The following is a 25780-nucleotide window of genomic DNA, read 5'->3' on the forward strand; positions in this document are numbered from 1 at the left end:
AAATGTCCAACCATAAATAAAAAAACCGCCACAAGCATCAGCCAGGGCGGTTTTTTTACAACACGGCTCGCTTTATACGGCGGCGGTTTTGATTTTCTTGGCTGGCAATTTTTCTTTGATACGAGCCGACTTGCCGCTGCGGTCACGCAGGTAGTACAGCTTGGCACGACGCACATCGCCACGACGTTTGACTTCGATGCCTGCGATCAGCGGGCTGTAGGTCTGGAACGTACGCTCGACACCTTCGCCACTGGAGATTTTGCGAACAATGAAGCCGCTGTTGAGGCCGCGATTGCGCTTGGCAATCACAACGCCTTCGTAGGCCTGCACGCGTTTGCGCGTACCTTCAACCACGTTCACGCTCACAACAACCGTGTCACCGGGCGAGAATTCGGGAATGACTTTCCCGAGACGAGCAATTTCTTCCTGCTCAAGAATTTGAATCAGATTCATGATTTCCTTCAATGATCTTGGCAACACCAGCGTCGGGATTGACACAAAAGCTTCGCTGAAACACAGAGAAACGGCCGGCCAGAGGATCGGTAAGCCTTCAATTATAGCCTGATCGAACGTCAGGCCTCAAACCAACCGTCAGGCCGGTCTGGCGAGAAAGGCTTCGTCCCCGGGACTCAAGCGTCCGTCCTGTCGCGCCTGGTCTATCAACTCCGGCCGCAGACGCCAAGTGAGCGCCAGCCGCTGCTCGCGCCGCCAGCGCTCAATCTGCGCATGGTGGCCCGACATCAGCACCTCCGGCACCGCCCTGCCCGACCAGTTCTCGGGACGGGTGTAGTGCGGGCAATCCAGCAAGCCATCCAGTGCCGGATTGAAACTGTCCTGCTGATGGCTGTCAGCGGTATTCAACACCCCCGGCTGCAGGCGGGCCACCGCGTCCAGCAAGGCCATGGCGGCGATTTCGCCGCCCGACAGCACGAAGTCGCCCAGACTGATCTGTTCGGTCACGTGTTCATCAATGAAACGCTGGTCAATTCCCTCGTAACGGCCACAAATCAAAACGGCACCCTGGCTGTCGGCCCAACGCGCCACCATGGCATGGTTGAGCGGCTGGCCTGCGGGGGAAAAAAGAACGACCGGTGCCTCATCGGTTCGCTGTGTCTGAATGTTTTTCAGGCATAGCGTCAGGGGCTCGGCCAGCATGACCATACCGGGGCCGCCGCCAAAAGGGCGATCATCCACACGCTTGTAATTGCCTTCGGCAAAATCGCGCGGATTGGCCAAATTGACCTCGACCTGGCCGGACTCAAACGCGCGTCGCGTGATGCCGCTGGCCAACAGCGGCGCGAACAATTCGGGAAAAAGCGTGACGATGTCGAAGCGCATGAGGCGACGCTCAGAAATCGGCTTGCCAGTCCACCAGAATGCGCCGGCCGGGCAAGTCAACGTTGTCAATATAGACCGACACAAAAGGAATCATGCGCTCCTGTGTCTTGCCATCCTGCACGAAGTCCATCACCAACACGGTTTGCGCACCCGTTGATAGCAATTCCTTGACCGTCCCCAGCGCCACACCTTCACGGTTGACGACATCCAGACCAATCAGGTCCACCCAGTAGTACTCGTCTTTTTCAGCCGTTGGAAAACTGGAGCGCGACACAAAAATGCGGGCGCCGCGCAAGGCTTCGGCCGCCGTGCGATCATCGACCTCGCGGGCGCAAGCAACCACCGTATTGGAGTGAATCTTGGCTTCCGTGATGGCCAGTTTGGCGACGCCGGAAAAGGTTTTTGCACCCCGCTCGGACGGCATCAGAAACCAGCGCTTGGAAGAAAAAAGCGCCTCGGGATCGGCGCTGTGCGGCAGGACCTTGAACCAGCCTTTGATGCCCCAGGCATCGGCGATGCGCCCGACTTCGATGGCATCCGCCGGTAGATCGGCAGCTTCGAGACCGGGCAACATCACAAAAAGTCAGGCCGCTTGCTTGATTGTTTTGGCAATCAAGCCGCTTTCTTTGCAGCTTGATTGATCAGGCGTTCCACGGTGGGAGAGGCCTGGGCGCCGACGCTTTTCCAGTAGGTCAAGCGGTCCTGTGCAATGCGGATGCTCTCTTCATTGACGGTCGCAATCGGGTTGTAAAAACCAATGCGCTCGATGAAGCGGCCGTCACGACGGGTACGCTTGTCAGCAACAACAATATTGAAGAACGGGCGTGCTTTTGCACCGCCACGGGCGAGTCGAATGACGACCATGATTTATCCTTTGGGTGGCGGAGTTTTAATTCCACCATTTAATTCAACACTCAATCCAGCGTTTGAGACACGCAACATGACCACCCGGCCAGCGGCACACTGAATAGCCCTCCATTATAACGTTTCCTATTTTTATGCCCATTATTCGCCCCAGCCAACCGGATGACATTCCGGCCATTACTGCCATTTACGCGCACCATGTGCTCACGGGTACCGGCACTTTCGAGCTTGAGTCTCCCGCCCCAAGCGACATGGCCAACCGCCGTGCGGACGTGCTGGCCAAAGGTCTGCCCTATCTGGTGGCAAGCGACGGTGATACGGTGCTGGGCTTTGCCTATTGCAATGGGTTCAAGCCGCGCCCGGCCTACCGATTCTCGGCTGAAGACTCGATCTACATGGCCCCCGACGCGCAAGGCCAAGGCCTCGGGCGGGCGCTGCTGTCGGAGCTCGCGACACAGGCCGAAAAAGCCGGCGTGCGAAAATTGATCGCGGTCATTGGCGACTCGGCCAACACCGGATCCATCGCGGTCCACCGGTCGGTCGGGTTTTCCCATGTGGGGGTTCTAAAATCCTGTGGTTGGAAATTTAATCAATGGCGGGACGTGGTCATGATGGACAAAGCCCTAGGCTTGGGCGACACCAGCGCCCCGCAACAATCATAGGCATTCATGAAAAACAAAACCATCGCCGTCTGGCTGGCGTTCATCGGCGGTCCCTTGGGACTGCATCGCTTTTATTTGCATGGCATGGGTGACCTGCTGGGGTGGCTGCTGCCCCTCCCCACCGCCTTGGGCCTGTACGGCATTGAACGGGTGCAAAAAAATGGCATGGACGATCAGTGGAGTTGGGTGTTGATCCCGCTCTTGGGTTTTACCATCGCCTGCTGCGCCCTGACCGCCATCGTCTACGGGTTGATGACGCCCGAAAAATGGAACGTCCGGTTCAACTCGTCAGCCGCGCCGGATGCCGCACCCGGCCAGACCAACTGGTTCACCATTGGCGCGATTGCGTTGGCCCTGCTGGTGGGCACCACGGTGCTGATGAGCAGCATTGCGTTCAGTTTTCAGCGTTACTTCGAATACCAGATTGAAGAGGCGCACAAGATTTCTCAATGAAATTGGCCTGCAGCCCTCATGGATTGGGCGCAATACGCTATATTTTTTATAGCGTCAAAAAACCTGAAAACTGACCCAGTAGGCTATCGCGGCGACGAAGGCAGTGGCCGGAATCGTGAAAATCCAGGCCCAGACGATGTTGCCCGCCACGCCCCAGCGCACGGCGCTGGCACGCCGGGTGGCCCCGACCCCCACGATCGCCCCGGTGATGGTGTGCGTGGTCGAGACCGGAATGCCCAGAATGGCGGCCGTAAAGAGCGTGATGGCGCCCCCCGTTTCAGCGCAAAACCCGTCTACCGGCTTGAGCTTGGTGAGCCTTTGCCCCATGGTTTTCACAATGCGCCAGCCACCAAACAAGGTGCCTAGCGAGATCGCCGTGTAACAGCTCAACACAACCCAGGTGGGCGGAAATTTGTCGCCCACTGCGGTGTAGCCGGTGGCGATCAGCAGCATCCAGACTATGCCGATTGTTTTCTGCGCGTCATTGCCGCCGTGGCCCAGACTGTAGGCACCGGCCGACACCAGTTGCAGACGACGAAACCACCGGTCAACGCGGCTGGGGGTGCTGCGGCGAAACGTCCAGGACACCCCGATCAGCATCAAAGACCCCAGCAAAAATCCCATCAGGGGTGACACAAAAATGAAAACCACGGTCTTCGTCACGCTGGAAAAGATCAGCGCCGACGCGCCTGCTTTGGACATGACCGCACCCACAATGCCGCCGATCAACGCATGTGACGAGCTGCTGGGAATGCCGTAGTACCAGGTAATGAAATTCCAGCTGATGGCGCCGATAAGTGCCCCAAAAACGACGTGCACGTCGACCACGCCAGGCTGGGCCAGCCCCTTGCCGATGGTGGCCGCCACACCCAATTGAAAAATGAAGATTGCAATGAAATTGAAGACTGCAGCAAACAACACCGCCTGGCCCGGCTTGAGCACGCCGGTGGACACCACCGTCGCGATCGAGTTCGCCGCGTCATGAAACCCGTTCATGAAATCGAACACCAGCGCCAGCGCCACCAGCAGCACCACCACCCACAATTCCACCTGCACCGATGTCATGACGGGACGCCTCAGGAGTTCTCGAGGACAATGCCCTCGATGATGTTGGCGACGTCCTCGCACTTGTCGGTAATGGTCTCCAACAATTCGTAAATCGCCTTGAGCTTGATCACTTCGCGTACATCCGGTTCTTCCCGAAAAAGTTTACTCATGGCGCTGCGCATGACACGATCCGCGTCGGACTCAAGCTGGTCGATCTCTTCACAGGTTTTGAGGGCCGCCGCCGCCGTCGCCGGGTCGGCAATTTTGGACAGCAGGGTCACGGCGTCGCGCACCCGCTCGCAGCATTTCACGCTCAGATCGGTCAGGCGCGTGATGTCGTCGGTCATGTGATGCACGTCATACAGTGCCATGGTCTCGGCCGAGTCCTGAATCAGATCGGCGATGTCGTCCATGGTGTTGATGAGCGAGTGAATTTGCTCGCGGTCGATCGGTGTGATGAAGGTGATGTGAATCGCCTTGTTCACGTCGTGCGTCACCCGGTCTGCGGCGCGCTCCGCGTTGTCCACGTCCTGGTTGTACTTTTGACGCAGGTGAAGATCGCTGTAGTTGGCAACCAGCTTGGAAAACGCATGGGCCGCCTCGACGATACGGTCCGCATGCTGGTTGAACATTTCAAAAAAGTTGCCTTCGCGCGGCAACAACTTGCCAAAAATCATGGCGGACTCCTCAAGGGAACATGTCAAATATTTGACGGCATCAAGACAGCGCGAAGTTTAACCGCCCGATCTGCGGGTCAAGGCCCCGAAATTCAGGCGCTGCGAAAAATAAAAAACACCGCGCCCACCATGCAAAACGCCGCCCACAAATAGTCCAATTTGAACGGTTCTTTGAGGTAGATCATGGCGAACGGCACAAATACAGCGAGCGTAATGACCTCCTGCACAATCTTGAGCTGTCCGACGCTGAAACCAGCTTGCTGAAAGCCAATGCGGTTGGCCGGCACCTGCAGCGCATACTCAAACAGCGCAATGCCCCAGCTCACGAGTGCCGCGATGTACCAGGGCGCCGTGGCCAGGTTTTTCAGATGCCCATACCAGGCAAAAGTCATGAAGATATTGCTGCCAACCAGCAACACGATGGTCTGCAAGAACAGGGGCATGGATTGAAGCGCGTTCATGACGTCAATTATCCCGTACCACTCGTCCCGTTCCTGAAACGAAAAAGCGCCCCGCAGCCTGGGTTGCGGGGCGCCTTGAAGAAGCCGTACCCAACCGGTACCGGGCCGCTTCGGAGTTAGTTAAACCGCGGCACTGTCCTTGACGGAAGCGGCAGCGTCCGTGTAGTCCTGCACCTTGTCGAAATTGAGATACTGGTAGATTTTGTCGCTGGCCGCCGTCAGCACGCCCATGTCAGCCATGTACTCGGCTTTGGTCGGGATGCGCCCCAGCTTGGAACAGATGGCCGCCAGCTCGGCGCTACCCAAGTACACAAAGCTGTTCTTGCCCAGACGATTCGGGAAGTTGCGGGTGCTTGTGGAGAACACGGTCGCGCCCTCTTTCACCTGCGCCTGGTTGCCCATGCACAAGCTGCAACCCGGCATTTCCATGCGCGCACCGGCAGCGCCCAGCACGCCGTAATGGCCTTCTTCGCTCAGCTGCTTGGCGTCCATCTTGGTGGGCGGCGCCATCCACAGCTTGACCGGGATATCGCGCTTGTTTTCCAACAGCTTGGAGGCGGCGCGGAAGTGGCCGATGTTGGTCATGCAGGAGCCGATGAAAACCTCCTCGATCTTGGCGCCGGCGACGTCGGACAATGTTTTCACATCATCCGGATCGTTCGGGCAGGCCACGATAGGCTCGTGAATATCCGCCAGGTCAATCTCGATCACGGCAGCATATTCCGCATCGGCATCGCCCTTGAGCAACTGCGGATCGGCCAGCCAGGCCTCCATCGCCTTGATGCGGCGATTGATGGTGCGCACGTCGGAGTAACCGGTGGCAATCATCCATTTCAGCATCGTGATGTTGCTGGTGATGTATTCGATGATCGGTTCTTTGTTCAGGTGCACGGTACAACCGCCAGCGCTGCGCTCGGCCGACGCGTCGCTCAGCTCAAACGCCTGTTCGACCTTGAGATCAGGCAGGCCTTCAATTTCCAGGATGCGACCGGAGAAGATGTTTTTCTTGCCCTGTTTGGCCACGGTCAAAAGACCGGCCTTGATAGCATAAAGAGGAATGGCGTTGACCAGATCGCGCAGGGTGATACCGGGCTGCAGCTTGCCTTTGAAGCGCACCAGCACGCTCTCAGGCATGTCCAGCGGCATCACGCCGGTGGCGGCCCCAAACGCGACGAGGCCAGAGCCGGCGGGGAAGCTGATGCCAATCGGGAAGCGGGTGTGGCTGTCGCCGCCGGTGCCCACGGTATCGGGCAGCAACATGCGGTTGAGCCAGCTGTGAATGATGCCATCACCGGGGCGCAGCGGAACACCACCGCGCGTGCTCATGAACTCAGGCAACTCGTGGTGCATCTTCACGTCCACCGGCTTCGGATACGCAGCGGTGTGACAGAACGACTGCATCACCAGGTCGGCACTGAAGCCCAGGCAGGCCAAGTCTTTCAACTCATCACGGGTCATCGGACCGGTGGTGTCCTGCGAACCCACGCTGGTCATCTTCGGCTCGCAATAGGTGCCGGGACGAACGCCCTGGCCTTCTGGCAAACCGCAGGCACGACCGACCATTTTTTGCGCCAGCGTGAAACCCTTGTGGGTATCGACCGGGTTTTGCGGCAGACGGAACAAGGTGCTGACGGGCAAGCCCAGCGCCTCGCGCGCCTTGCCGGTCAGGCCCCGGCCAATGATCAGGGGAATGCGGCCACCGGCGCGAACTTCATCAAACAGCACCGCGCTCTTGACCTTGAACTCGGCAATCACCTTGCCGTCTTTCAGCGCTTTGCCGTCGTAGGGACGCAGCTCCACCACGTCGCCCATGTTCATGGCGCTCACGTCGAGCTCGATCGGCAGGGCACCCGAGTCTTCCATGGTGTTGTAAAAAATCGGGGCAATCTTGCCACCCAGACAGACGCCGCCAAAACGCTTGTTCGGCACGAACGGAATGTCTTCACCAGTAAACCAGAGCACCGAGTTGGTGGCTGACTTACGCGAGGAACCGGTGCCGACCACGTCGCCGACGTAGGCGACCAGATTGCCCTTGGCTTTGAGTTCGTCAAAGAACTTGACCGGGCCACGCTTGCCGTCTTCTTCCGGAACGATGCCGGGACGTGCGTTCTTGTGCATCGCCAGGGCGTGCATCGGAATGTCGGGGCGACTGAAGGCGTCCGGCGCGGGCGACAGGTCGTCGGTATTGATCTCGCCTTCGACTTTGAACACGGTCAGCGTGATCGACTGCGGCACCTCGGGGCGCGAGGTGAACCACTCGGCATCAGCCCAGCTTTGCAGCACGGCTTTGGCGTGGGCGTTGCCCTTGTCGGCTTTTTCCTTGACGTCATGGAACTGGTCGAACATCAACAGGGTTTTCTTCAACCCCTTCGCAGCCACTTCAGCCACGACGGCGTCGTCCAGCAAATCCACCAGCGGACTGATGTTGTAGCCACCGAGCATGGTGCCCAGCAGTTCCGTTGCCTTTTCACGCGACATCAGCGGGCATTTTTCAGTGCCATGGGCCACAGCGGCCAGATAGCTGGCCTTGACCTTGGCCGCGTCATCCACACCGGCCGGCACGCGGTGCGTGATCAGGTCCACCAATGTGGCTTCTTCACCTTGGGGTGGGTTTTTCAGCAGCTCGATGAGCTCGCCGGTCTGTTTGGCAGACAGGGGTAAGGGGGGAATGCCGAGGGCGGCGCGCTCGGCGACGTGGGCACGGTAGGTCTGCAACATGGTCAACTCCTTCTATATCAACAAAAATGGTTCCAGTCCTCTATCAATGGGCTGGACGTGCTATTTATTTAGTAGCAATCGCCGCTGGCGCATCGAGCACGCTGGGCGGCGGGTTCTTGATCAGTATCTCGGCCATCACGGCCTGATCCGGGCTCACGCAGACATCGGCCAGCCGCTTGCCCAATTTCTGATCCATCAGCATGGACTTGTTGGCCAACTGCAACCACACAGCCCCGGCCCGATGGTCCTCCAGCCGGATGGCACCGGTGCTGGTTTCAACCGGGAACATGCGGAATTTCCGACTCTTGATCTGCACATCGAAGTAGCCCGGCGCTTTGACGTCTGCCGTCAGGGTGACAAAAGCGCCCAGTTCGCACGGCAACTTGCCCTGGTACACGAGCTGCGCAATAGCCAGTTCGACCGGCGTCAGGGCGACTTCTGCCGCCTCGATACCGGACGCCATCTGATTGGCCGTGGTGTTGATTTCGACCCGACTGGCGGGTAAATGCTTGGCCTTGCTAGCCGCTTTGACAGGCGTTTGTGCCCACAGTGCGACGGGCACCACGATCAGGAAAACAGATGCAAGAAGTTTTTTCATCATGGGTAGTCTCAGTCAGCGGCAGGGAGCCAATATCAAGCCGAAAAATAGGTCCGAGCCTCGTCGGGAAGAGGCCTGCCCGTTTGGTGCGCCCGTTCCAGCACCTGCCAAAAATAGCGGTAACTCGCACGGTCGTGCAATTTTCCGCCAAAAGAGATCGGCGCCCAATCTGCCTTACCGGCAGTTACCAATATCTCCGCTGCAAGATCAATCTCGTGCGCCGCGGGTGCGAAGGCCTCCAGTATCGGTCGGATCTGATCCGGGTGAATGCTCCACATCCGCGTGTAGCCCAATGCACGGGAAGCCCGGCTGGCCGCGGCCCGCACGGTGCCAGCGTCACGGAATTCAGTCACGACGCAGTGGGCGGGCACTTTGCCATGGGCGTGGCAGGCCGACGCGATTTCCAGCTTGGCACGAAGCACCAGCGGATGGGAAAACTGGTCCAGTCCAGCGTCGCTCTCGCCGGCCTGGATACCCATGGCGCTGGCGGGAATCGCGCCACCGTGGCTGGATACAAAGTCCATCAAACCAAAACTGAGTGACTGCACCCGGGGATGCGCCGCAATCTCGAAGGCGCGGTGCACGGCACCAGGCGACTCAATCAGCACATGCAAGGGCAAGGTGTGGGTTCGTCCGGATTTGGCGGCTGCCTGATCCACCCACCGCACCGCCCGATCGACGTCTGCCACCGTTTCGACTTTGGGAATCATCAGGTGGCACAAGGCGGCGGCCGCGCCGCCCACGATAATGTCCAAGTCCTGCTCGAAGGCCGGATGGTCCACCGGGTGGACCCGCACCGCAACACGGGGCAGCACGCTGTTTGCTACTCTTTTCGTAGCTGACTGCGCTTGATTAGCGAGGGCTGCAACCATATTGGCATGGTCTCTTTCACCCCCCACCGGAGCGCCATCCTCACAGTCCAGCGTCACATCGAACACACAGGCACCGAACTCTTCGGACAGGTCAGCCTGCAGAGCCAGGCTCTTGCGCATCCGCGCCTCCACGCCGCTGTAGTGGTCGCACACCGGCAAGGGTGCAGCAACCTTGGTGCCGAGCAGAACGTCGCGTGGATGCCTCACAAACCGGACTCTTTTTGCCTCGGAAATTACAGCAGATGGGCGACGCCGGCTTGCTCGTCTTGCAATTCTTTCAGGGTCTTGTTGATGCATTCCTGACTGAACGCGTCAATCGGCAGATCTTGAACCACCGTGTATTCGCCACCCGAGCAGGTCACGGCAAAGCCGAACATGGTGTCCTTGGGGATGCCGTACTGACCATCCGAGGGAATCCCCATGGTGACCCACTTGCCGTCCGTGCCCAGCGCCCAGTCGTGCATGTGATCAATCGCCGCGTTGGCAGCAGAAGCCGCCGACGACACGCCACGCGCAGCAATGATGGCCGCGCCGCGCTTGCCCACCGTGGGCAGGAAGGTGTTGGCGTTCCAGTCCTGGTCGTTGATCATGTCCTTGACACTGGCACCGCCAATGGTGGCAAAGCGGTAGTCGGCGTACATGGTGGGCGAATGGTTGCCCCACACCACCAATTTCTCGATATCGGCGACCGCTTTGCCAGTCTTGCTGGCGATCTGGCTCAAGGCGCGGTTATGGTCCAAACGCAGCATGGCGGTGAAGTTCTTGCGTGGCAGCTCGGGCGCGCTCTTCATGGCGATGTAGGCATTGGTATTGGCGGGATTACCGACCACCAGCACCTTGACATTGCGGCTTGCCACGGCGTTGAGGGCCTTGCCTTGCGCCGTGAAAATTTCAGCGTTGACCGCCAGCAATTCTGCGCGTTCCATGCCGGGGCCACGGGGGCGCGAACCAATCAGCAAGGCGTAATCGACATCTTTGAACGCCGTCATCGGATCGCCATGGGCTTCCATGCCGACCAGCAGCGGGAAAGCACAGTCTTGCAGTTCCATCATCACGCCTTGCAGCGCTTGCTGGGGTTTCTCCATGGGAACTTCCAGCAATTGCAAAATCACGGGTTGGTCTTTGCCCAGCATTTCACCGGAGGCGATGCGGAACAGGATTGCGTAACCAATTTGACCAGCTGCACCGGTAACGGCGACGCGGACGGGCTTTTTGCTCATGGTGAGACTCCAGAAGTGTTGTGAAACGGGTACCGGTGGCGGCTCTTCACAGTTGCCTGAGCCCCACAGAATGCGCGTCGAGTTTACTCTGGAAAACCCTGAGTCGTCAAATTGTCTTATGTCTTATATAAGATATGATTCGGCTTGTCCCCGCTGCTTGTACGGGATCAAACCACCATGTCACAAACACCCGTCTCTTCAACTGGAAACGTCTTTGCAGGCGCCGACAGCAGCGTGCTCGCCAGTGCGCCGGTGACCCCGGCGTTCAGCCCGCTGTACCAGCAGATCAAGGGCCTGATACTGAACGGCTTGCGTTTAGGCGAATGGAAGCCGGGCGAGGTGATTCCCAGCGAAATGGAACTGGCAGCGCGCTTTCGCGTCAGCCAGGGCACGGTACGCAAGGCCATCGATGAGCTCGCTGCCGAGAATTTGCTCGTGCGACGGCAAGGCAAAGGCACCTTTGTGGCGACCCATGCCGCTCAATATGTACAGTTTCGATTCCTGAAGCTGGTCCCCGACAGCGGCCCCCCGGGCAGCGAAGGCCCGGCCCAGCGTGACATTATTGAATGCCGGCGCGCCCGCGCCAGCGCCGACGTGGCACGCGCCTTGGCGCTACGCACCGGGGACGCAGTACTGCAAGCGCGCCGCGTATTGAGTTTTGCCGGCACGCCCACAATATTGGAAGACATCTGGCTGCCCGCGGCCCCGTTCAAAGGCTTGACGGCGGAACGACTGGCCAACTACCACGGCCCGACATACGCTTTGTTTGAGACTGATTTCAATGTGCACATGGTTCGCGCGGAGGAAAAAATACGCGCGGAACCTGCCACCGACGGGCTGGAGCAACTATTGAAAGTAGCGCATGGAACACCCTTGCTAAGCGTGGAGCGGATCGCCTTCACGTACAAGGATGTCCCCATGGAACTCCGGCGTGGCTACTACCGTACCGATACCCATCATTACCACAACACCTTGAGCTGAACGGCGCGTTCAAAAGCAACAAGGCTTCGCTAACCCGCTAAATCCAAAAAAATGACCGGCGCGTCAACTGGCAACGCGCGGCTCGCAGCGCGCCTCAAGGCGGCACCGCAACGGAAGAAATTGAATTTCCTATCCGTGCGGTCCGGCATGAACCACTAGGCCGGGGCTTTTTGTGCCGCGTGAAATCCCACCATGCCGCCCCAGATGCTTTTCTTGCAGCTGACGTTCGCAAACCCAATAAGTTTCAGCACGCCGGACAACTCTTCCGGGGTATAGAAATGATGGATTGCGTCACTGAAATAGCCGCCGCAGCCTCGGGATGCCTCGGTCGATCCGAAGATCAGCGATGTCAAGAAAACGGAAACGCGCAAAAAACGTAGATAGAACCATTCGACAATCGGGTTGGTCGGCTTCAGCATGTCACAGTGATAGAAGAATCCGCCCGGCTTGAGCACGCGAAGAATTTCGGGCAGCACCTTGTCCAGTTGCAGATGACGCGATGCAGCCTGCAACGTGATCACGTCGAATGAGTTGTCCGGAAAAGGTAGTACATGAACATCGTGAATGATGCTGGCGATGTGCAGGCCATTCTTTTTGGCCCTGCACTGTCCCTCCTCCTGCATTTCCGCACTGCGGTCAATAGCGGTGACGGAAATGCCGGGCTCTTTTTTCAGCAGCCTGACCCCCACATCATTGGTTCCCGCGCAGACATCGAGAACCTGGTAATGCGGACGCAGTGCAATCGTTCTCACGAACTGCCAGACCCACAACTCCCACAGACCCAAACTCGCGACGATGTTTCCCGGGCGATAGTATTTAGGAACATCCTTGAATACCTTGGGAACCAACTGTGACCACACGTTCGAAAAAAGCGAGCGGCGGTGTTCTTCCCTTTGTTCAAATACCCCCCAAGTCACCGAAGAGTCTACATTGCGTTCCATTGGCATTACTCCTAAATTGATGCGCAAGTCTAAAGGGTAGGCTAGACTGAACACTTGAGTCAAGTCAATATTTCAGTCGATCTTGGCTGCGTCCTCGACTTCACTCGCCACTGGACGAGGCCACACAGGTTTGAGCTTGGTCACATTCGCGACGGCCAGCGTGTATCCGCAACCAGCCTGGCAGGCAGTCAAGGCGCCTCCCTGAACCTCCAAGTCCGCCTCGTGCAGAGTGACCGTAAGACCTTCAAGTGACATAAAACAAACTTTTCCGAAAAACATTCCGGAGTAGCTTGCACAGGCAAAGATGGATGCTGCGTTGCAATAGAATGACGCAACCTGCTTTTGCTGGTTACGAAGCAGTTACTCAAAACATAGAAAGCCAAGTATGTCCGAATTAGCAACAACCGTGGTCAAGAAGCGTCCCGAATTCCGCAATATCAACGCATTCAAAGACCTTCCAACCTACCGGTGGCCACTGGCCTCGATGGTCTCGGGCATGCACCGCTTCAGCGGCCTCATCATGGTCTTGCTGATGCCCTTCACCATCTGGATGTTTGACGCCTCGATCAGTTCGGAAATTTCCTTTGCACACTTCACATCCGCATTCAGTGCGGGTCTTGGATTTGTGCCAGGATGGTTCATGAAGCTGGTCGCGCTGGGGCTGATGTGGGCCTACTTGCACCACTTCTTTGCGGGTCTGCGCAATGTCTGGATGGAGACCACCCACATGTCGAGCAAGGAAGCAGGGCGCAAGTCGGCCGTGCTGACCCTGCTGCTGGCCCTGGGCCTGACCGCCGTACTTGGCGCGAAGCTGTTCGGACTCTATTGAACCCAACACTGGTTGCGGTTCAACCAGCCTTCTTTTCATCTCACTAGGAATTGACCATGTCTGTTAACTATGGCTCCAAGCGTCTGGTCGTTGGCGCGCACTACGGTCTGCGCGATTGGCTCAGCCAACTCGTTACGGGCGTTCTGATGGCCCTCTTTACCGTGATCGTGCTGGCCCAGGTGATCTTCACCAAGGGCAGCATGGGCTACGACAAGTGGGCCGGTATTTTTTCCACGCAGTGGATGAAAGTAATCACCTTCACCGTCATCCTTGCCCTGCTCTACCACGCTTGGGTGGGTATTCGCGAAATCTTGATGGACTATGCAAAGCCGATGTCGATTCGCCTGTCCTTGCAGGTCTTTTTCATCGCGTGGCTGGTCGGATGTGCCGGCTGGGCTGTTCAAGTCCTGTGGCGTCTTTGAACCCACTTTACTTCCAAGGCTGAAATTTAATGACTTATTCCGTAACCAAACGAAAATTTGACGTCGTCATTGTGGGGGCCGGTGGCTCTGGCATGCGCGCCTCGCTGCAGTTGGCAAATGCAGGACTCAACGTCGCGGTCCTGTCCAAGGTGTTTCCCACACGGTCGCACACGGTGGCGGCGCAAGGCGGCATCGGCGCCTCGCTGGGCAACATGTCGGAAGACAACTGGCACTATCACTTCTACGACACCATCAAGGGCTCCGACTGGCTCGGCGACCAGGATGCGATTGAATTCATGTGCCGCGAAGCGTCCAATGTCGTTTACGACCTGGAGCACATGGGCATGCCGTTCGACCGCAACCCCGACGGCACAATTTACCAGCGTCCGTTCGGTGGCCACACTGCCAACTACGGCGAGAAGCCGGTGCAGCGCGCCTGCGCGGCGGCCGATCGCACCGGTCATGCGATGCTGCACACCCTGTATCAGCAGAACGTCAAGTCCAAAACCAACTTCTTTGTGGAATGGATGGCCCTGGACCTGATCCGCGACGCCGACGGTGACGTCGTGGGCGTGACCGCGCTGGAAATGGAAACCGGCGACCTGCACATTCTGGAAGCCAAAACCGTGTTGCTGGCGACCGGCGGCGCAGGGCGCATCTATGCCGCGTCGACCAACGCCTTCATCAATACCGGTGACGGCCTGGGGCTGGCGGCACGAGCAGGCATCCCGCTGCAGGACATGGAATTCTGGCAATTTCACCCGACGGGCGTGGCCGGTGCTGGCGTGCTGCTCACCGAGGGCTGCCGCGGCGAAGGTGCCATCCTGGTCAACAGCAATGGCGAGCGTTTCATGGAACGCTATGCGCCCACCCTGAAGGACTTGGCCCCGCGTGACTTCGTGTCCCGCTGCATGGACCAGGAAATCAAGGAAGGGCGTGGCTGCGGTCCCAACAAGGACTACATCCTGCTCAAGCTCGACCATCTGGGGGCCGAAACCATCCATAAACGCCTGCCCTCGGTGTATGAAATCGGTGTGAACTTCGCCAACGTCGACATCACCCGTGAACCGATTCCCGTGGTCCCCACGAACCATTATCAGATGGGCGGCATACCGACCAACATCAACGGGCAGGTCGTGGTGCCAAAAAACGGTGTCAATGAAGTCGTCAACGGCCTTTATGCCGTGGGTGAATGTTCTTGCGTCAGCGTTCACGGCGCCAACCGCCTGGGCACCAATTCACTGCTCGACCTGCTGGTATTCGGCCGCGCCGCTGGCAACCACATCGTCGAGTTTGCCGGTAAAACCAAGACCCACAAGCCTCTGCCCGCCGATGCCGCCGATGCGTCATTGCTCCGCTTAAACCGCTTGGAATCCTCCACCGCAGGCGAATACGCGCAAGACGTGGCCGACGACATTCGCGCGACCATGCAACAACACGCCGGGGTGTTCCGGACCCAGGCCAGCATGGACGAAGGCGTCGCCAAGATCGCCAAGTTGCGCGAACGCGTCGGTGGCATCACCTTGGCCGACAAGTCCAAGGTATTCAACACCGCCCGCATCGAAGCGCTTGAAGTTGACAATATGATCGAAGTGGCGCAAGCCACCATGGTCTCGGCAGCAGCGCGGCATGAATGTCGCGGGGCGCACACGGTCCTGGAGTATGAGCGTCCGGCTGACGACGCCGACTGTCCATTGGGCCGTGACGACACGAACTGGCTCAAGCACACCTTGTGGCACAGCGCCACGAACAGTCTCAGCTACAAGCCGGTCAATCTCAAGCCGCTGACGGTCGCGTCAGTCCCGCCCAAAGTCCGTACATTCTGATCCGGTGAGTCAAGGAGAACATTACATGGCGAAACGCACCTTCCATATTTACCGCTACGATCCGGACCGGGACAGCAAACCCTATATGCAAACCATCGATGTCGAACTCGATGGCAGCGAGCGGATGCTACTGGACGCCCTGACCAAGCTCAAGGCGGTCGACCCCGCGATCTCGTTCCGGCGCTCCTGCCGCGAGGGCGTTTGCGGCTCCGACGCCATGAACATCAACGGCAAGAACGGTCTGGCCTGCCTGACCAACATGCTCACGCTCAAGGGCCCGATCGTCCTCAAGCCCTTGCCAGGTCTGCCGGTCATCCGCGATTTGATCGTGGACATGACCCAATTTTTCACGCAGTACAACTCGATCAAGCCTTATCTGATCAACGACACCGTGCCGCCCGAGAAGGAGCGCCTGCAAAGCCCTGAAGAACGCGAAGTGCTCAACGGTTTGTACGAGTGCATTCTGTGCGCAAGCTGCTCCACAAGCTGCCCGAGCTTCTGGTGGAATCCCGATAAATTCGTCGGTCCGGCCGGGCTTCTGCAAGCCTATCGCTTTCTCGCCGACAGCCGGGATCAAGCCACCGGGGAACGACTGGACAACCTGGAAGACCCCTACCGGCTGTTCCGTTGCCACTCCATCATGAATTGTGTTGACGTATGTCCCAAGGGTCTCAATCCCACCAAGGCGATTGGCAAGATCAAGGAAATGATGGTTCGACGAACCGTCTGAAGTAGTCCGGGAACAGCCAAGTGATTGACCGACTGATCAATGAGCGGGAACTGAGTAAACTCAGATGGCGTTGTCGTCGGGGTTTGCTGGAAAACGACCTTTTCATCGAGCGCTTTTTCAAGCGCTTTGCGGCGGGTCTGACGCTCAGACAATCCGAGGCGCTTTCCGTGCTGATGGATCTCGGGGACAACGACTTGCTGGACCTGCATCTGGCAAGAAAATCTCTGGCACAACTGAATCCCGAACTCGACCGTGACGATATCCGGGAAGTATTGAATATGTTGAAAGAAACCGCTGAAAGGCCAAAAAATGAAGTTAGCTGACAATAAAGCCACCCTGTCGTTTAGCAACGGCAGTCCCAGCGTTGACCTGCCGGTGTACCAAGGCAGCGTCGGACCGGATGTCGTGGACATCCGCAAACTGTACGCGCAAACCGGCATGTTTACGTACGATCCAGGCTTTCTGTCCACGGCGTCCTGCCAGTCGGCAATCACTTATATTGATGGCGACAAAGGTGAATTGCTGTACCGCGGCTACCCGATTGAACAGTTGGCGACCAACTGCGACTTCATGGAAACCTGTCATCTTTTGCTGTACGGGAACCTGCCGGATGTTGCGGCCAAAGCAGGTTTCGTCAAACGCGTAACCAACCACACCATGGTGAACGAGCAGATGCAGTTCTTCCTGCGCGGCTTTCGCCGTGATGCCCATCCGATGGCCATCATGACCGGCCTGGTGGGAGCACTGTCGGCCTTCTACCACGACAGCACCGACATCAATAACCCGGAGCACCGTGAAATCTCGGCCATCCGGCTGATTGCCAAAATGCCCACACTGGTGGCCATGGCGTACAAGTACAGTGCCGGCCAGCCTTACATGTACCCCAAGAACAACCTGAGTTACGCAGGCAACTTCCTGCACATGATGTTCGCCACGCCGTGCGAGGAATATGTGGTCAACCCCGTCATCGAACGCGCCTTGGACCGCATCTTCGTGCTGCATGCTGACCACGAACAAAACGCCTCCACGTCCACGGTTCGCCTGTGCGGCAGTTCTGGCACCAACCCGTTTGCGGCTATTGCTGCGGGCGTCGCGTGCCTATGGGGTCCGGCACATGGTGGCGCCAATGAGGCCTGCCTGAACATGCTCGAAGACATCCAGAAAATGGGCGGTATTTCCAAAGTCGGTCAGTTCATGGAACAGGTCAAGGACAAGAATTCCGGCGTCAAGCTGATGGGTTTTGGGCACCGGGTCTACAAAAACTATGACCCGCGCGCCAAGCTCATGCAGGAAACCTGCAAGGAAGTTCTCGCCGCGCTCGGCCTGGAAAATGACCCCTTGTTCAAGCTGGCGATGGCACTGGAAAAAATTGCGCTGGAAGACGAATATTTTGTGTCGCGCAAGCTCTACCCCAACGTCGACTTCTATTCCGGCATCGTGCAGCGCGCCATTGGTATTCCAGTGGGCCTGTTCACCGCGGTCTTCGCGCTGGCGCGCACTGTCGGCTGGATTGCGCAACTCAACGAAATGATTGGCGACCCCGAGTACAAGATTGGCCGCCCACGCCAACTGTTCACCGGCGCCGTCAAGCGGGATGTCCAGCCGATTTCCCAACGCTGAACCCTTGTTATTTGAAACGCCCGCCGGATGGCAACACCGGCGGGCGTTTTGCTTTGGAACGCAAGGGCTTCACCACGCCGCATAAAATGATGGATTGCCAAGGAAAAACACATGGGCCGCATAAACATTGAGACGCTCGGGCGCACGCTTTACGACAAACTCTGGGACGAGCACGTTGTCCACACGGAAGAAGACGGCACCGCCATCTTGTACATAGACCGCCATCTGGTGCACGAAGTCACCAGCCCGCAAGCCTTTGAAGGACTACGCCAGGCGGGCCGCAAGGTATGGCGTATCAGCTCGATCGTTGCCACGGCCGACCACAACACGCCCACCACCGGCTGGGAGTTGGGCTATGACGGCATCACCGACCCCACCAGCAAAGAGCAGGTCATGATGCTGGACACCAATATGCACGAGTTCGGCGCGGCCGCCTACTTCCCCTTCCTGTCCAAGCGCCAGGGGATTGTCCACGTCATCGGGCCGGAAAATGGTGCCACGCTGCCGGGCATGACCGTGGTGTGCGGCGATTCCCACACCTCCACGCATGGCGCGTTTGGCGCCTTGGCCCACGGCATCGGCACCAGCGAGGTGGAACACGTGATGGCCACGCAAACCCTGCTGGCCAAAAAAGCAAAAAACATGCTGGTGCGGGTAGACGGCACCCTGCCGCGAGGCTGCAGCGGCAAAGATATCGTACTGGCCATCATCGGCAAGATCGGAACAGCGGGCGGCAACGGCTATACCATTGAGTTTGCCGGTGCGGCGATTCGTGCTTTGAGCATGGAAGGCCGCATGACCGTGTGCAACATGGCGATTGAAGCGGGTGCCCGTGCCGGGCTGGTCGCGGTGGACGAAAAAACCATCGCCTACGTCAAAGGCCGTCCACTGGCGCCGGGGCACAGCGCTGTCAACGACACAGCAGCGGCCGTCGAATGGGACCAGGCCGTAGCCTACTGGAAGACCCTGCACTCTGACGCCAATGCCCGGTTCGACACCGTCGTTGAACTGGATGCTTCTTTGATCATTCCGCAAGTCACCTGGGGCACGTCGCCCGAGATGGTGCTGGGCATCGACGGCCGCGTGCCCGACCCCGACAAAGAAAAGGACGCCAACAAGCGTAGTGCCATCGAGCGCGCGCTGGTCTACATGGGACTGGAGCCGGGCAAGGCGCTCGACGACTTGTATGTGGACAAGGTGTTCATCGGTTCCTGCACCAATAGCCGGATTGAAGACATGCGCGAAGCCGCGGCGCTGGTCAAGAAACTCGGCCAAAAAGTCGCCAAAAACGTCAAACTGGCCATGGTGGTGCCGGGCTCGGGTCTGGTCAAGGAGCAGGCAGAACGCGAAGGCTTGCATGAGATTTTCAAGGCAGCCGGCTTCGAGTGGCGCGAGCCAGGCTGTTCCATGTGTCTGGCCATGAACGCCGACCGGTTGGAGCCGGGTGAGCGCTGCGCATCCACCAGCAACCGCAATTTTGAGGGGCGCCAGGGGGCTGGCGGACGCACGCATCTGGTCAGCCCAGCCATGGCCGCTGCTGCCGCCATTCACGGCCATTTTGTGGACGTCAGGAAGTTTGCCTGAACTGACAAGCCAAGGAAATCATCATGCAAAAATTTACATTGCTCAAGGGGCTGGTCGCCCCGATGGACCGCGAGAACGTCGACACCGACGCCATCATCCCCAAGCAATTCCTGAAGTCGATCCGCAAGACCGGCTTTGGTCAGAATCTGTTTGACGAGTGGCGCTATCTGGATGCCGGCTTTCCCGGGCAAGACCCCAGCAGTCGCAAGCCCAACCCGGACTTTGTGCTCAATCAACCCCGCTATCAGGGCACGTCCATCCTGTTGGCGCGTAAAAACTTCGGCTGCGGATCATCACGCGAACACGCCCCCTGGGCACTCGATCAATATGGCTTTCGCGCCATCATTGCACCGAGCTACGCGGACATCTTTTTCAACAACAGTTTCAAAAACGGTTTGTTGCCCATTGTCCTCAGTGAAGCCCAGGTCAGCCAGCTGTTTGACGAGGCCGCGGCCTTCCCGGGCTACGCGCTGACCATTGACCTGGAGCGCCAGGTCATCGTCAAGCCGGGCGGGGAAGAACTGCGCTTCGAGGTGCAGCCGTTTCGCAAGTACTGCCTGCTGAATGGCTTTGACGACATTGGCCTGACCTTGCGGCACGCAGACAAGATCAAGGCCTTTGAGGCCCAGCGTCTTGCACAAAAACCATGGCTAGCCCGCACGCTGATTGCGTAAGCTGCTATACATTTTGATACTTTTCGGGACAGTCCGTAGCTACGCATAGCGCACAAGCTCTGTCCTCAATAATTGAGACTTTGCGGGACAGACCGCAGCTACACGCAGTGAGCAAGCTCTGTCCTCAACACTTTAGAAGCGAGTTAGGTTCATCATGAAGATTGCAGTGTTGCCAGGCGATGGCATTGGTACCGAAATTGTGGCGGAAGCCGTCAAGGTTTTGAAAGTTCTCGATTTGAAGTTTGAGATGGAAACCGCCTTGGTCGGTGGCGCAGCGTATGAAGCGCATGGTCACCCTCTGCCGGACGCCACACTCAAGCTGGCCAAAGAGGCGGATGCCATTCTGTTTGGCGCGGTTGGCGACTGGAAATACGACAAGCTCGATCGCCCGCTGCGTCCCGAGCAGGCGATTCTGGGTTTGCGTAAAAATCTGGGTCTGTTTGCCAACTTCCGGCCGGCCATCTGCTACGAGCAGCTGGTAGACGCATCAAGCCTGAAACCCGAGCTGATAGCCGGCCTCGATATTTTGATCATTCGCGAGCTGACGGGCGACATCTACTTCGGCCAGCCGCGCGGCCGCCGCATCGCCACCGACGGGCATTTCCCCGGTGCCGAGGAAGCGTTTGACACCATGCGCTACTCGCGGCCCGAGATCGAACGTATCGCCCACGTCGCGTTCCAGGCTGCCCGCAAGCGTAGCAAGCGCGTCACCAGCGTGGACAAGGCCAACGTGCTGGAGACCTTCCAATTCTGGAGAGACGTGGTCACCGAGGTCAGCAAGGAATACCCCGACGTGGAACTTGACCACATGTACGTGGACAACGCCGCCATGCAACTGGTACGCGCGCCCAAGAAGTTTGACGTGGTGGTCACCGGCAATATGTTTGGCGACATTTTGAGCGACGAGGCCGCCATGCTGACTGGCTCGATAGGCATGCTGCCCTCGGCTTCGCTGAATGCGAGCAACCAGGGCCTGTACGAACCCAGCCACGGCAGCGCACCGGACATTGCCGGCAAAGGCATCGCCAACCCGCTGGCGACCATTTTGAGTGCGGCCATGATGCTGCGCTTTAGCCTGAACCAGGAAGCGGCGGCCCAGCGTATTGAAAACGCCGTCAAAGTAGTTTTGTCGCAAGGCTTGCGCACGGCCGACATCTTCAGCGAGGGCACCACCCGGGTCAGCACCATGGAAATGGGCGCCGCAGTGGTCAAGGCCCTGTAGACGCGGTGCAAGGGCTCGCATTCCGGTTATTTGAAATATCTGAAAGGGCAACATGATGAAAATTGGCAATCTGGTCGGCCTGGTCGGCTGGCGCGGCATGGTGGGTTCTGTGCTGATGGACCGCATGCAGTCCGAAGGTGATTTCGACCTGATCGAACCCGTGTTCTTTTCAACCTCCAACGTCGGCGGCCAGGCCCCGGCTCAGGCGAAGAACGAAACCGCCCTCAAGGACGCCTTTGACATCGCGGCCCTCAAGAAGTGCGACATCATCATCAGCGCGCAAGGTGGCGACTACACCTCCGAGGTATTCCCCAAACTACGCGCCGCGGGCTGGGCCGGTCACTGGATTGACGCCGCATCCACCCTGCGCATGAACGACGATGCCATCATCGTGCTGGACCCGGTCAACCTGCCGGTGATCATGAAGGCACTGGCCCAAGGCGGCAACAACTGGATTGGTGGCAACTGCACGGTGAGCTGCATGCTGATGGGTGTGGGCGCCCTGTACAAGGCCGGCCTGGTCGAATGGATGACCAGCATGACCTACCAGGCGGCATCGGGCGGCGGCGCGCAGCACATGCGTGAATTGCTGACTCAATTCGGCACCCTGAACGCCGAGGTCAAAGATCTGTTGGACGACCCCAAATCCGCCATCCTGGAGATTGATCGCAAGGTTTTGTCCAAACAGCAGTCCTTGACGAGCGCAGAGACGGCCAATTTCGGCGTGCCCCTGGGCGGCAGTCTGATCCCCTGGATCGACAAGGATCTCGGCAATGGCATGAGTCGTGAAGAATGGAAGGGCGGCGCCGAGACCAACAAGATTCTGGGTCAAGGCGCTATTTTTGGAACGGCTGAAACCCCGGTCGACGGCTTTTGCGTACGCATTGGCGCCATGCGCTGCCACAGCCAGGCGCTGACATTCAAGTTGAAAAAGAATGTCCCCAGCGCTGACATTGAAGCCCTGATCGCGGCTGACAACGCCTGGGTCAAAGTGGTTCCAAATACCCGCGACGCCAGTGTTCAGGACCTGACGCCGGTGGCCGTCACAGGCACGCTGGGCATACCGGTGGGGCGCATCCGAAAACTCGCCATGGGCCCTGAATACGTCGGCGCATTCACCATCGGCGACCAGCTTTTATGGGGTGCCGCAGAGCCCCTGCGCCGCATGTTGCGCATTTTGCTGGCGGCCTGACCGCGCATCCATCCCATCCCAACGGCCTATCATGCCCGTCACGAGGCATCATAGGCCGTTGTCGCTTGACAACATAGAATCGACCCGTGAGCGCCATCCCGCCGAGCGATTCAAAGTTAAAAGCTTTCTCAGCTTGTCAGGCTAAGGCATTGATGTTATGGTGCTTTTCAAGTTTTCGCACCCAAAAATGGGTTCGCACAATAAGACAAATTTTCCTGCTGCCCGAACCTCGGAGTCCACAAATTGATTGCTAAGTCACATCGCTGGCAAAAAACCGCCATGGCCGCTGCGGCCGCAGCAGTTTTCAGCCTATGGGGATCGAATGCAACTGCGCTTTCGCTAGGTCGCATCACGGTCCAGTCCGCCCTTGGCGAGCCTTTGCGTGCGGAAATAGACGTTCCAGATATCAATGCTGAAGAGGCAGCCTCATTGAAGACTGCCATTGCTTCGCCAGACGCATTCCGGGCCGCCGGACTGGAATACAACCCCGCCATGGCAGGCCTGCAAGCCACACTTCAAAGGCGCTCGGACGGACGTGCCTTTATCCGTTTGAGCAGCGACCGGGCCATCAACGATCCGTTCGTGGACGTGATTCTTGAGGCTAGTTGGGCATCGGGTCGTATTGCTCGCGACTACACCATGCTGTTTGACCCGCCAAGCCTGCGGCAAACCGCACCTGCCGCGCCAACTCCTGCGCAGATCACGGCCCAATCGTCCGTCGGCACTGCTATTTCGCCCCGGCCGGTGCCGTCCGCAGCGCCCGCCTTGGCGCCGACGGGACCCGTAGAGCCCCGCAAGAGTACCGCCAAGATTCCGGCCCCTGTCGCCGTGGCCAAGGCGCCGAGCACAGAAATCAGACATGTGACCGTCAAACCCGGCGACACCGCCAGCAAAATTGCCGCTGCGACAAAGCCAGCCAATGTGTCCCTCGACCAGATGCTGGTGGCCTTGCTGCGCACCAATCCGGATGCGTTCGTGGGCGACAACGTCAACCGCGTCAAGGCCGGCTCGGTCGTGAACGTCCCCACGGCGGAACAAGCCGCGGCAACCTCAGCGGGTGAGGCCGCGCAGATCATTGTTGCGCAGAGCAAGGATTTCAACGAATTCCGCAGAAAACTGGCTGGCAGCGCACCAAGCGCCCAGCTTGCCGCCGCCGACCGCAAAGCCAGTGGAAGTGTGCAAGCCAAGGTTGAAGACAAAAAACCACTCACGACGGCACCCGACAAGCTCACCCTGTCAAAAGGGGCTGTTCAAGGCAAGCTCGTTGAAGACCAATTAGCTAAAGAGCGCAGTGCGAAGGAAGCTGCCAGCCGAGCGGCTGAAGTTGCCAAGAACATCAGTGATCTCAGCAAGCTGGGGGCAGCGTCGAGCGCCGTTGCGCCTGGCCTGGCGGTGTCGGCAGTAACGCCCGCCAAACCGGTCCCTGCGACCATCGCCGTTGCGGTCACGACCCCGGCACCGGTTGCCGCCAGCGCCACGCCGTCACAACCGGCCCGTGCTGCCGCGGTGGCACCCATTGCCCCGGCCGCCCAGACAGCCTCCGCGCCCAAACCCGCTGCATCGGCCATGGCAAAACCTCCGGCCGCTATTCCGGTGCCACAACCCGAGGTCGGTATGATCGATGGGCTAATTGAAAATCCCCTGGTCCCGGCCGGCGCCATCGGCTTGATCGCCCTGTTAGCGGGTTTTGGGTTCTACCGAATGAGGCAACGCAAGAACGCCTCTCAGCTCGACAGCATTTTCCTGGAAAGCCGTTTGCGGCCTGACTCTTTCTTTGGTGCCAGCGGCGGGCAGAGTGTCGATACCAATGACAGTGCGGCCACTGGCTCCTCGATGGTGTACTCGCCCAGCCAGCTGGATGCTGTGGACGACGTCGACCCCGTTGCCGAAGCCGATGTTTACCTGGCCTATGGACGTGATCTGCAGGCCGAGGAAATCTTGAACGATGCCCTGCGTTCCAACCCCGGACGTGTCGCCATCCATCAAAAATTGCTTGAGATTTTCGCCAAACGGCGTGACACCAAAGGTTTTCAGGATGTTGCCACGCTGGCCTTCAAAGTGACCCACGGCGATGGACCGGACTGGCAGCGCGTTTGCGAACTTGGCCTGAGCATAGACCCGTCCAATGCTTTGTACCAGCCTGGTGGGCAACCCAATAATCCGGATGGCACGCCCTCACGTCCGGCGCCCCTTGACTACGCCGGTAGCCTGACCGACAGCGAGGAGCCACTGGCAACCCAACCCCATGCACCGCAGGCCAACGGGTCACTGGACCTGGACCTGGACCTCGACTTTTCACTCGACGAAGAACCCACCAGCGTTATCAGTGAGGCGACGGCCAGTAACCCCCCATCCGTGCCCGCTGCGCTGGACCTTGATTTCGGATTGGCCACTGAAGCGATGGCGCCTTTTGAGACAACACAGGCCGCAAAAACAGATACCGTCGAATTTTCCCTGCCAGATCTGGAATTCGCGGACATTGACCTGAGCCTGCCTTCTGCCAGCAGCGAAGATTTCAAGCTGCAGGCGGCCACCAGTTTTGGCGCCACCAGCCCGGCACCTCTGCCCAGTTTGGAGCCTGAAGTGCTGCCGACCCCGGATTTGAGCATGCTGGAGTTTGACCTGGGATCCCTGTCGCTTGATTTGGGGGACGCGCCAGAACCTGACGCCACTGCCGCGCCGGGCGCGCAAGAGGATCCGCTGGCGACCAAACTGGCGCTGGCTGAAGAGTTCAGTGCCATTGGCGACGACGACGGAGCGCGTGCGCTGATCGAAGAAGTTATCTCGGAAGCGTCGGGTGACATGAAAATCATGGCGCAACGCGCCTTGAGCAATCTTTAGTCACTATG

At 58.6% G+C, this 25780-nt stretch carries 26 protein-coding genes; 14 read left to right on the plus strand and 12 right to left on the minus strand.

The genetic code is table 11. The features are described 5' to 3' along the window. Positions 1–72: 72 nt before the first annotated feature. From rplS to rpsP, 4 genes are all read right to left on the minus strand, one after another. On the minus strand, positions 73–453 hold the full coding sequence (gene rplS / locus B3V69_RS05465; protein ID WP_296444520.1) for a 50S ribosomal protein L19: 381 nt from the start codon (positions 451–453) through the stop codon (positions 73–75). Positions 454–591: 138 nt separating this feature from the next. After that, positions 592–1338: a tRNA (guanosine(37)-N1)-methyltransferase TrmD gene (trmD, locus tag B3V69_RS05470; RefSeq protein ID WP_296444522.1), complete on the minus strand. Its 747-nt coding sequence runs from the start codon at positions 1336–1338 to the stop codon at positions 592–594. Between the two features lie 10 nt (positions 1339–1348). Beyond that, positions 1349–1912: a ribosome maturation factor RimM gene (rimM, locus tag B3V69_RS05475; RefSeq protein WP_296444524.1), complete on the minus strand. Its 564-nt coding sequence runs from the start codon at positions 1910–1912 to the stop codon at positions 1349–1351. 38 nt (positions 1913–1950) lie between these two features. Further along, positions 1951–2202, minus strand: coding sequence for a 30S ribosomal protein S16 (rpsP, locus tag B3V69_RS05480; RefSeq protein WP_296444526.1), 252 nt, complete (start codon positions 2200–2202; stop codon positions 1951–1953). 134 nt (positions 2203–2336) lie between these two features. Here rpsP and B3V69_RS05485 point away from each other — a divergent pair, with 134 nt between their 5' ends. Both B3V69_RS05485 and B3V69_RS05490 read left to right on the plus strand, forming a co-directional pair. Further along, positions 2337–2864 (plus strand): GNAT family N-acetyltransferase, encoded by a 528-nt coding sequence (locus B3V69_RS05485; RefSeq protein ID WP_296444528.1) that lies wholly within the window; start codon positions 2337–2339, stop codon positions 2862–2864. Between the two features lie 6 nt (positions 2865–2870). Beyond that, entirely contained in the window at positions 2871–3317 is a 447-nt protein-coding gene (locus tag B3V69_RS05490; protein WP_296444530.1) for an NINE protein, read from the plus strand. Positions 3318–3371: 54 nt separating this feature from the next. On the opposite strand, the gene B3V69_RS05495 is transcribed toward B3V69_RS05490, so the two are convergent. From B3V69_RS05495 to B3V69_RS05525, 7 genes are all read right to left on the minus strand, one after another. Then, positions 3372–4382 (minus strand): inorganic phosphate transporter, encoded by a 1011-nt coding sequence (locus B3V69_RS05495; RefSeq protein WP_296444532.1) that lies wholly within the window; start codon positions 4380–4382, stop codon positions 3372–3374. Positions 4383–4393: 11 nt separating this feature from the next. Then, the gene (locus tag B3V69_RS05500; protein WP_296444534.1) at positions 4394–5041 is read right to left on the minus strand and encodes a DUF47 domain-containing protein; all 648 of its coding nucleotides are present in this window, start codon (positions 5039–5041) and stop codon (positions 4394–4396) included. 92 nt (positions 5042–5133) lie between these two features. Continuing rightward, positions 5134–5502, minus strand: a complete 369-nt coding sequence (locus B3V69_RS05505; RefSeq protein WP_296444536.1) for a DMT family protein — start codon at positions 5500–5502, stop codon at positions 5134–5136. 120 nt (positions 5503–5622) lie between these two features. After that, positions 5623–8220 carry a bifunctional aconitate hydratase 2/2-methylisocitrate dehydratase gene (gene acnB, locus B3V69_RS05510; protein ID WP_296444537.1) on the minus strand — a complete coding sequence of 866 codons (2598 nt, stop codon included), beginning with the start codon at positions 8218–8220 and terminating at the stop codon, positions 5623–5625. A 64-nt stretch (positions 8221–8284) separates the two neighbouring features. After that, a complete protein-coding gene (locus tag B3V69_RS05515; protein WP_414707466.1) occupies positions 8285–8821 on the minus strand; it encodes a hypothetical protein in 537 nt (178 codons plus the stop codon). Between the two features lie 32 nt (positions 8822–8853). After that, complete coding sequence (locus B3V69_RS05520) at positions 8854–9897, minus strand: HpcH/HpaI aldolase/citrate lyase family protein (RefSeq protein ID WP_296444539.1); 1044 nt, start codon at positions 9895–9897, stop codon at positions 8854–8856. A 26-nt stretch (positions 9898–9923) separates the two neighbouring features. Then, on the minus strand, positions 9924–10910 hold the full coding sequence (locus tag B3V69_RS05525; RefSeq protein WP_296444542.1) for a malate dehydrogenase: 987 nt from the start codon (positions 10908–10910) through the stop codon (positions 9924–9926). Positions 10911–11087: 177 nt separating this feature from the next. On the opposite strand from B3V69_RS05525, the gene B3V69_RS05530 reads away from it, so the two are divergent. Then, complete coding sequence (locus tag B3V69_RS05530; protein ID WP_296444544.1) at positions 11088–11891, plus strand: GntR family transcriptional regulator; 804 nt, start codon at positions 11088–11090, stop codon at positions 11889–11891. A 155-nt stretch (positions 11892–12046) separates the two neighbouring features. On the opposite strand, the gene B3V69_RS05535 is transcribed toward B3V69_RS05530, so the two are convergent. Then, positions 12047–12832: a class I SAM-dependent methyltransferase gene (locus tag B3V69_RS05535; RefSeq protein ID WP_296444546.1), complete on the minus strand. Its 786-nt coding sequence runs from the start codon at positions 12830–12832 to the stop codon at positions 12047–12049. A gap of 385 nt (positions 12833–13217) precedes the next feature. Here B3V69_RS05535 and sdhC point away from each other — a divergent pair, with 385 nt between their 5' ends. From sdhC to B3V69_RS05590, 11 genes are all read left to right on the plus strand, one after another. Continuing rightward, positions 13218–13661 carry a succinate dehydrogenase, cytochrome b556 subunit gene (sdhC, locus tag B3V69_RS05540; RefSeq protein WP_296444548.1) on the plus strand — a complete coding sequence of 148 codons (444 nt, stop codon included), beginning with the start codon at positions 13218–13220 and terminating at the stop codon, positions 13659–13661. Between the two features lie 56 nt (positions 13662–13717). Beyond that, positions 13718–14083, plus strand: coding sequence for a succinate dehydrogenase, hydrophobic membrane anchor protein (gene sdhD, locus B3V69_RS05545; RefSeq protein ID WP_296444550.1), 366 nt, complete (start codon positions 13718–13720; stop codon positions 14081–14083). Between the two features lie 29 nt (positions 14084–14112). Further along, positions 14113–15909 (plus strand): succinate dehydrogenase flavoprotein subunit, encoded by a 1797-nt coding sequence (gene sdhA / locus B3V69_RS05550; protein WP_296444553.1) that lies wholly within the window; start codon positions 14113–14115, stop codon positions 15907–15909. Between the two features lie 25 nt (positions 15910–15934). After that, complete coding sequence (locus tag B3V69_RS05555) at positions 15935–16639, plus strand: succinate dehydrogenase iron-sulfur subunit (RefSeq protein WP_296444554.1); 705 nt, start codon at positions 15935–15937, stop codon at positions 16637–16639. 20 nt (positions 16640–16659) lie between these two features. Then, positions 16660–16962: a succinate dehydrogenase assembly factor 2 gene (locus tag B3V69_RS05560; protein ID WP_296444556.1), complete on the plus strand. Its 303-nt coding sequence runs from the start codon at positions 16660–16662 to the stop codon at positions 16960–16962. Next, positions 16949–18259: a citrate synthase gene (gltA, locus tag B3V69_RS05565; protein WP_296444558.1), complete on the plus strand. Its 1311-nt coding sequence runs from the start codon at positions 16949–16951 to the stop codon at positions 18257–18259. The genes B3V69_RS05560 and gltA overlap by 14 nt, the downstream gene beginning before the upstream one ends. A gap of 111 nt (positions 18260–18370) precedes the next feature. Next, on the plus strand, positions 18371–19843 hold the full coding sequence (leuC, locus tag B3V69_RS05570; protein ID WP_296444560.1) for a 3-isopropylmalate dehydratase large subunit: 1473 nt from the start codon (positions 18371–18373) through the stop codon (positions 19841–19843). Between the two features lie 23 nt (positions 19844–19866). Next, positions 19867–20517 carry a 3-isopropylmalate dehydratase small subunit gene (gene leuD / locus B3V69_RS05575; protein ID WP_296444562.1) on the plus strand — a complete coding sequence of 217 codons (651 nt, stop codon included), beginning with the start codon at positions 19867–19869 and terminating at the stop codon, positions 20515–20517. 154 nt (positions 20518–20671) lie between these two features. After that, positions 20672–21739, plus strand: coding sequence for a 3-isopropylmalate dehydrogenase (leuB, locus tag B3V69_RS05580; protein ID WP_296444564.1), 1068 nt, complete (start codon positions 20672–20674; stop codon positions 21737–21739). 61 nt (positions 21740–21800) lie between these two features. Further along, on the plus strand, positions 21801–22931 hold the full coding sequence (gene asd, locus B3V69_RS05585; RefSeq protein ID WP_296444594.1) for an aspartate-semialdehyde dehydrogenase: 1131 nt from the start codon (positions 21801–21803) through the stop codon (positions 22929–22931). Positions 22932–23360: 429 nt separating this feature from the next. Then, complete coding sequence (locus tag B3V69_RS05590) at positions 23361–25772, plus strand: FimV/HubP family polar landmark protein (protein WP_349679197.1); 2412 nt, start codon at positions 23361–23363, stop codon at positions 25770–25772. The last annotated feature ends 8 nt before the right edge of the window (positions 25773–25780 follow it).

The sequence above is a fragment of the Rhodoferax sp. UBA5149 genome (assembly GCF_002413825.1).
In the GTDB taxonomy this organism is placed as follows: Bacteria; Pseudomonadota; Gammaproteobacteria; order Burkholderiales; family Burkholderiaceae_C; genus Rhodoferax.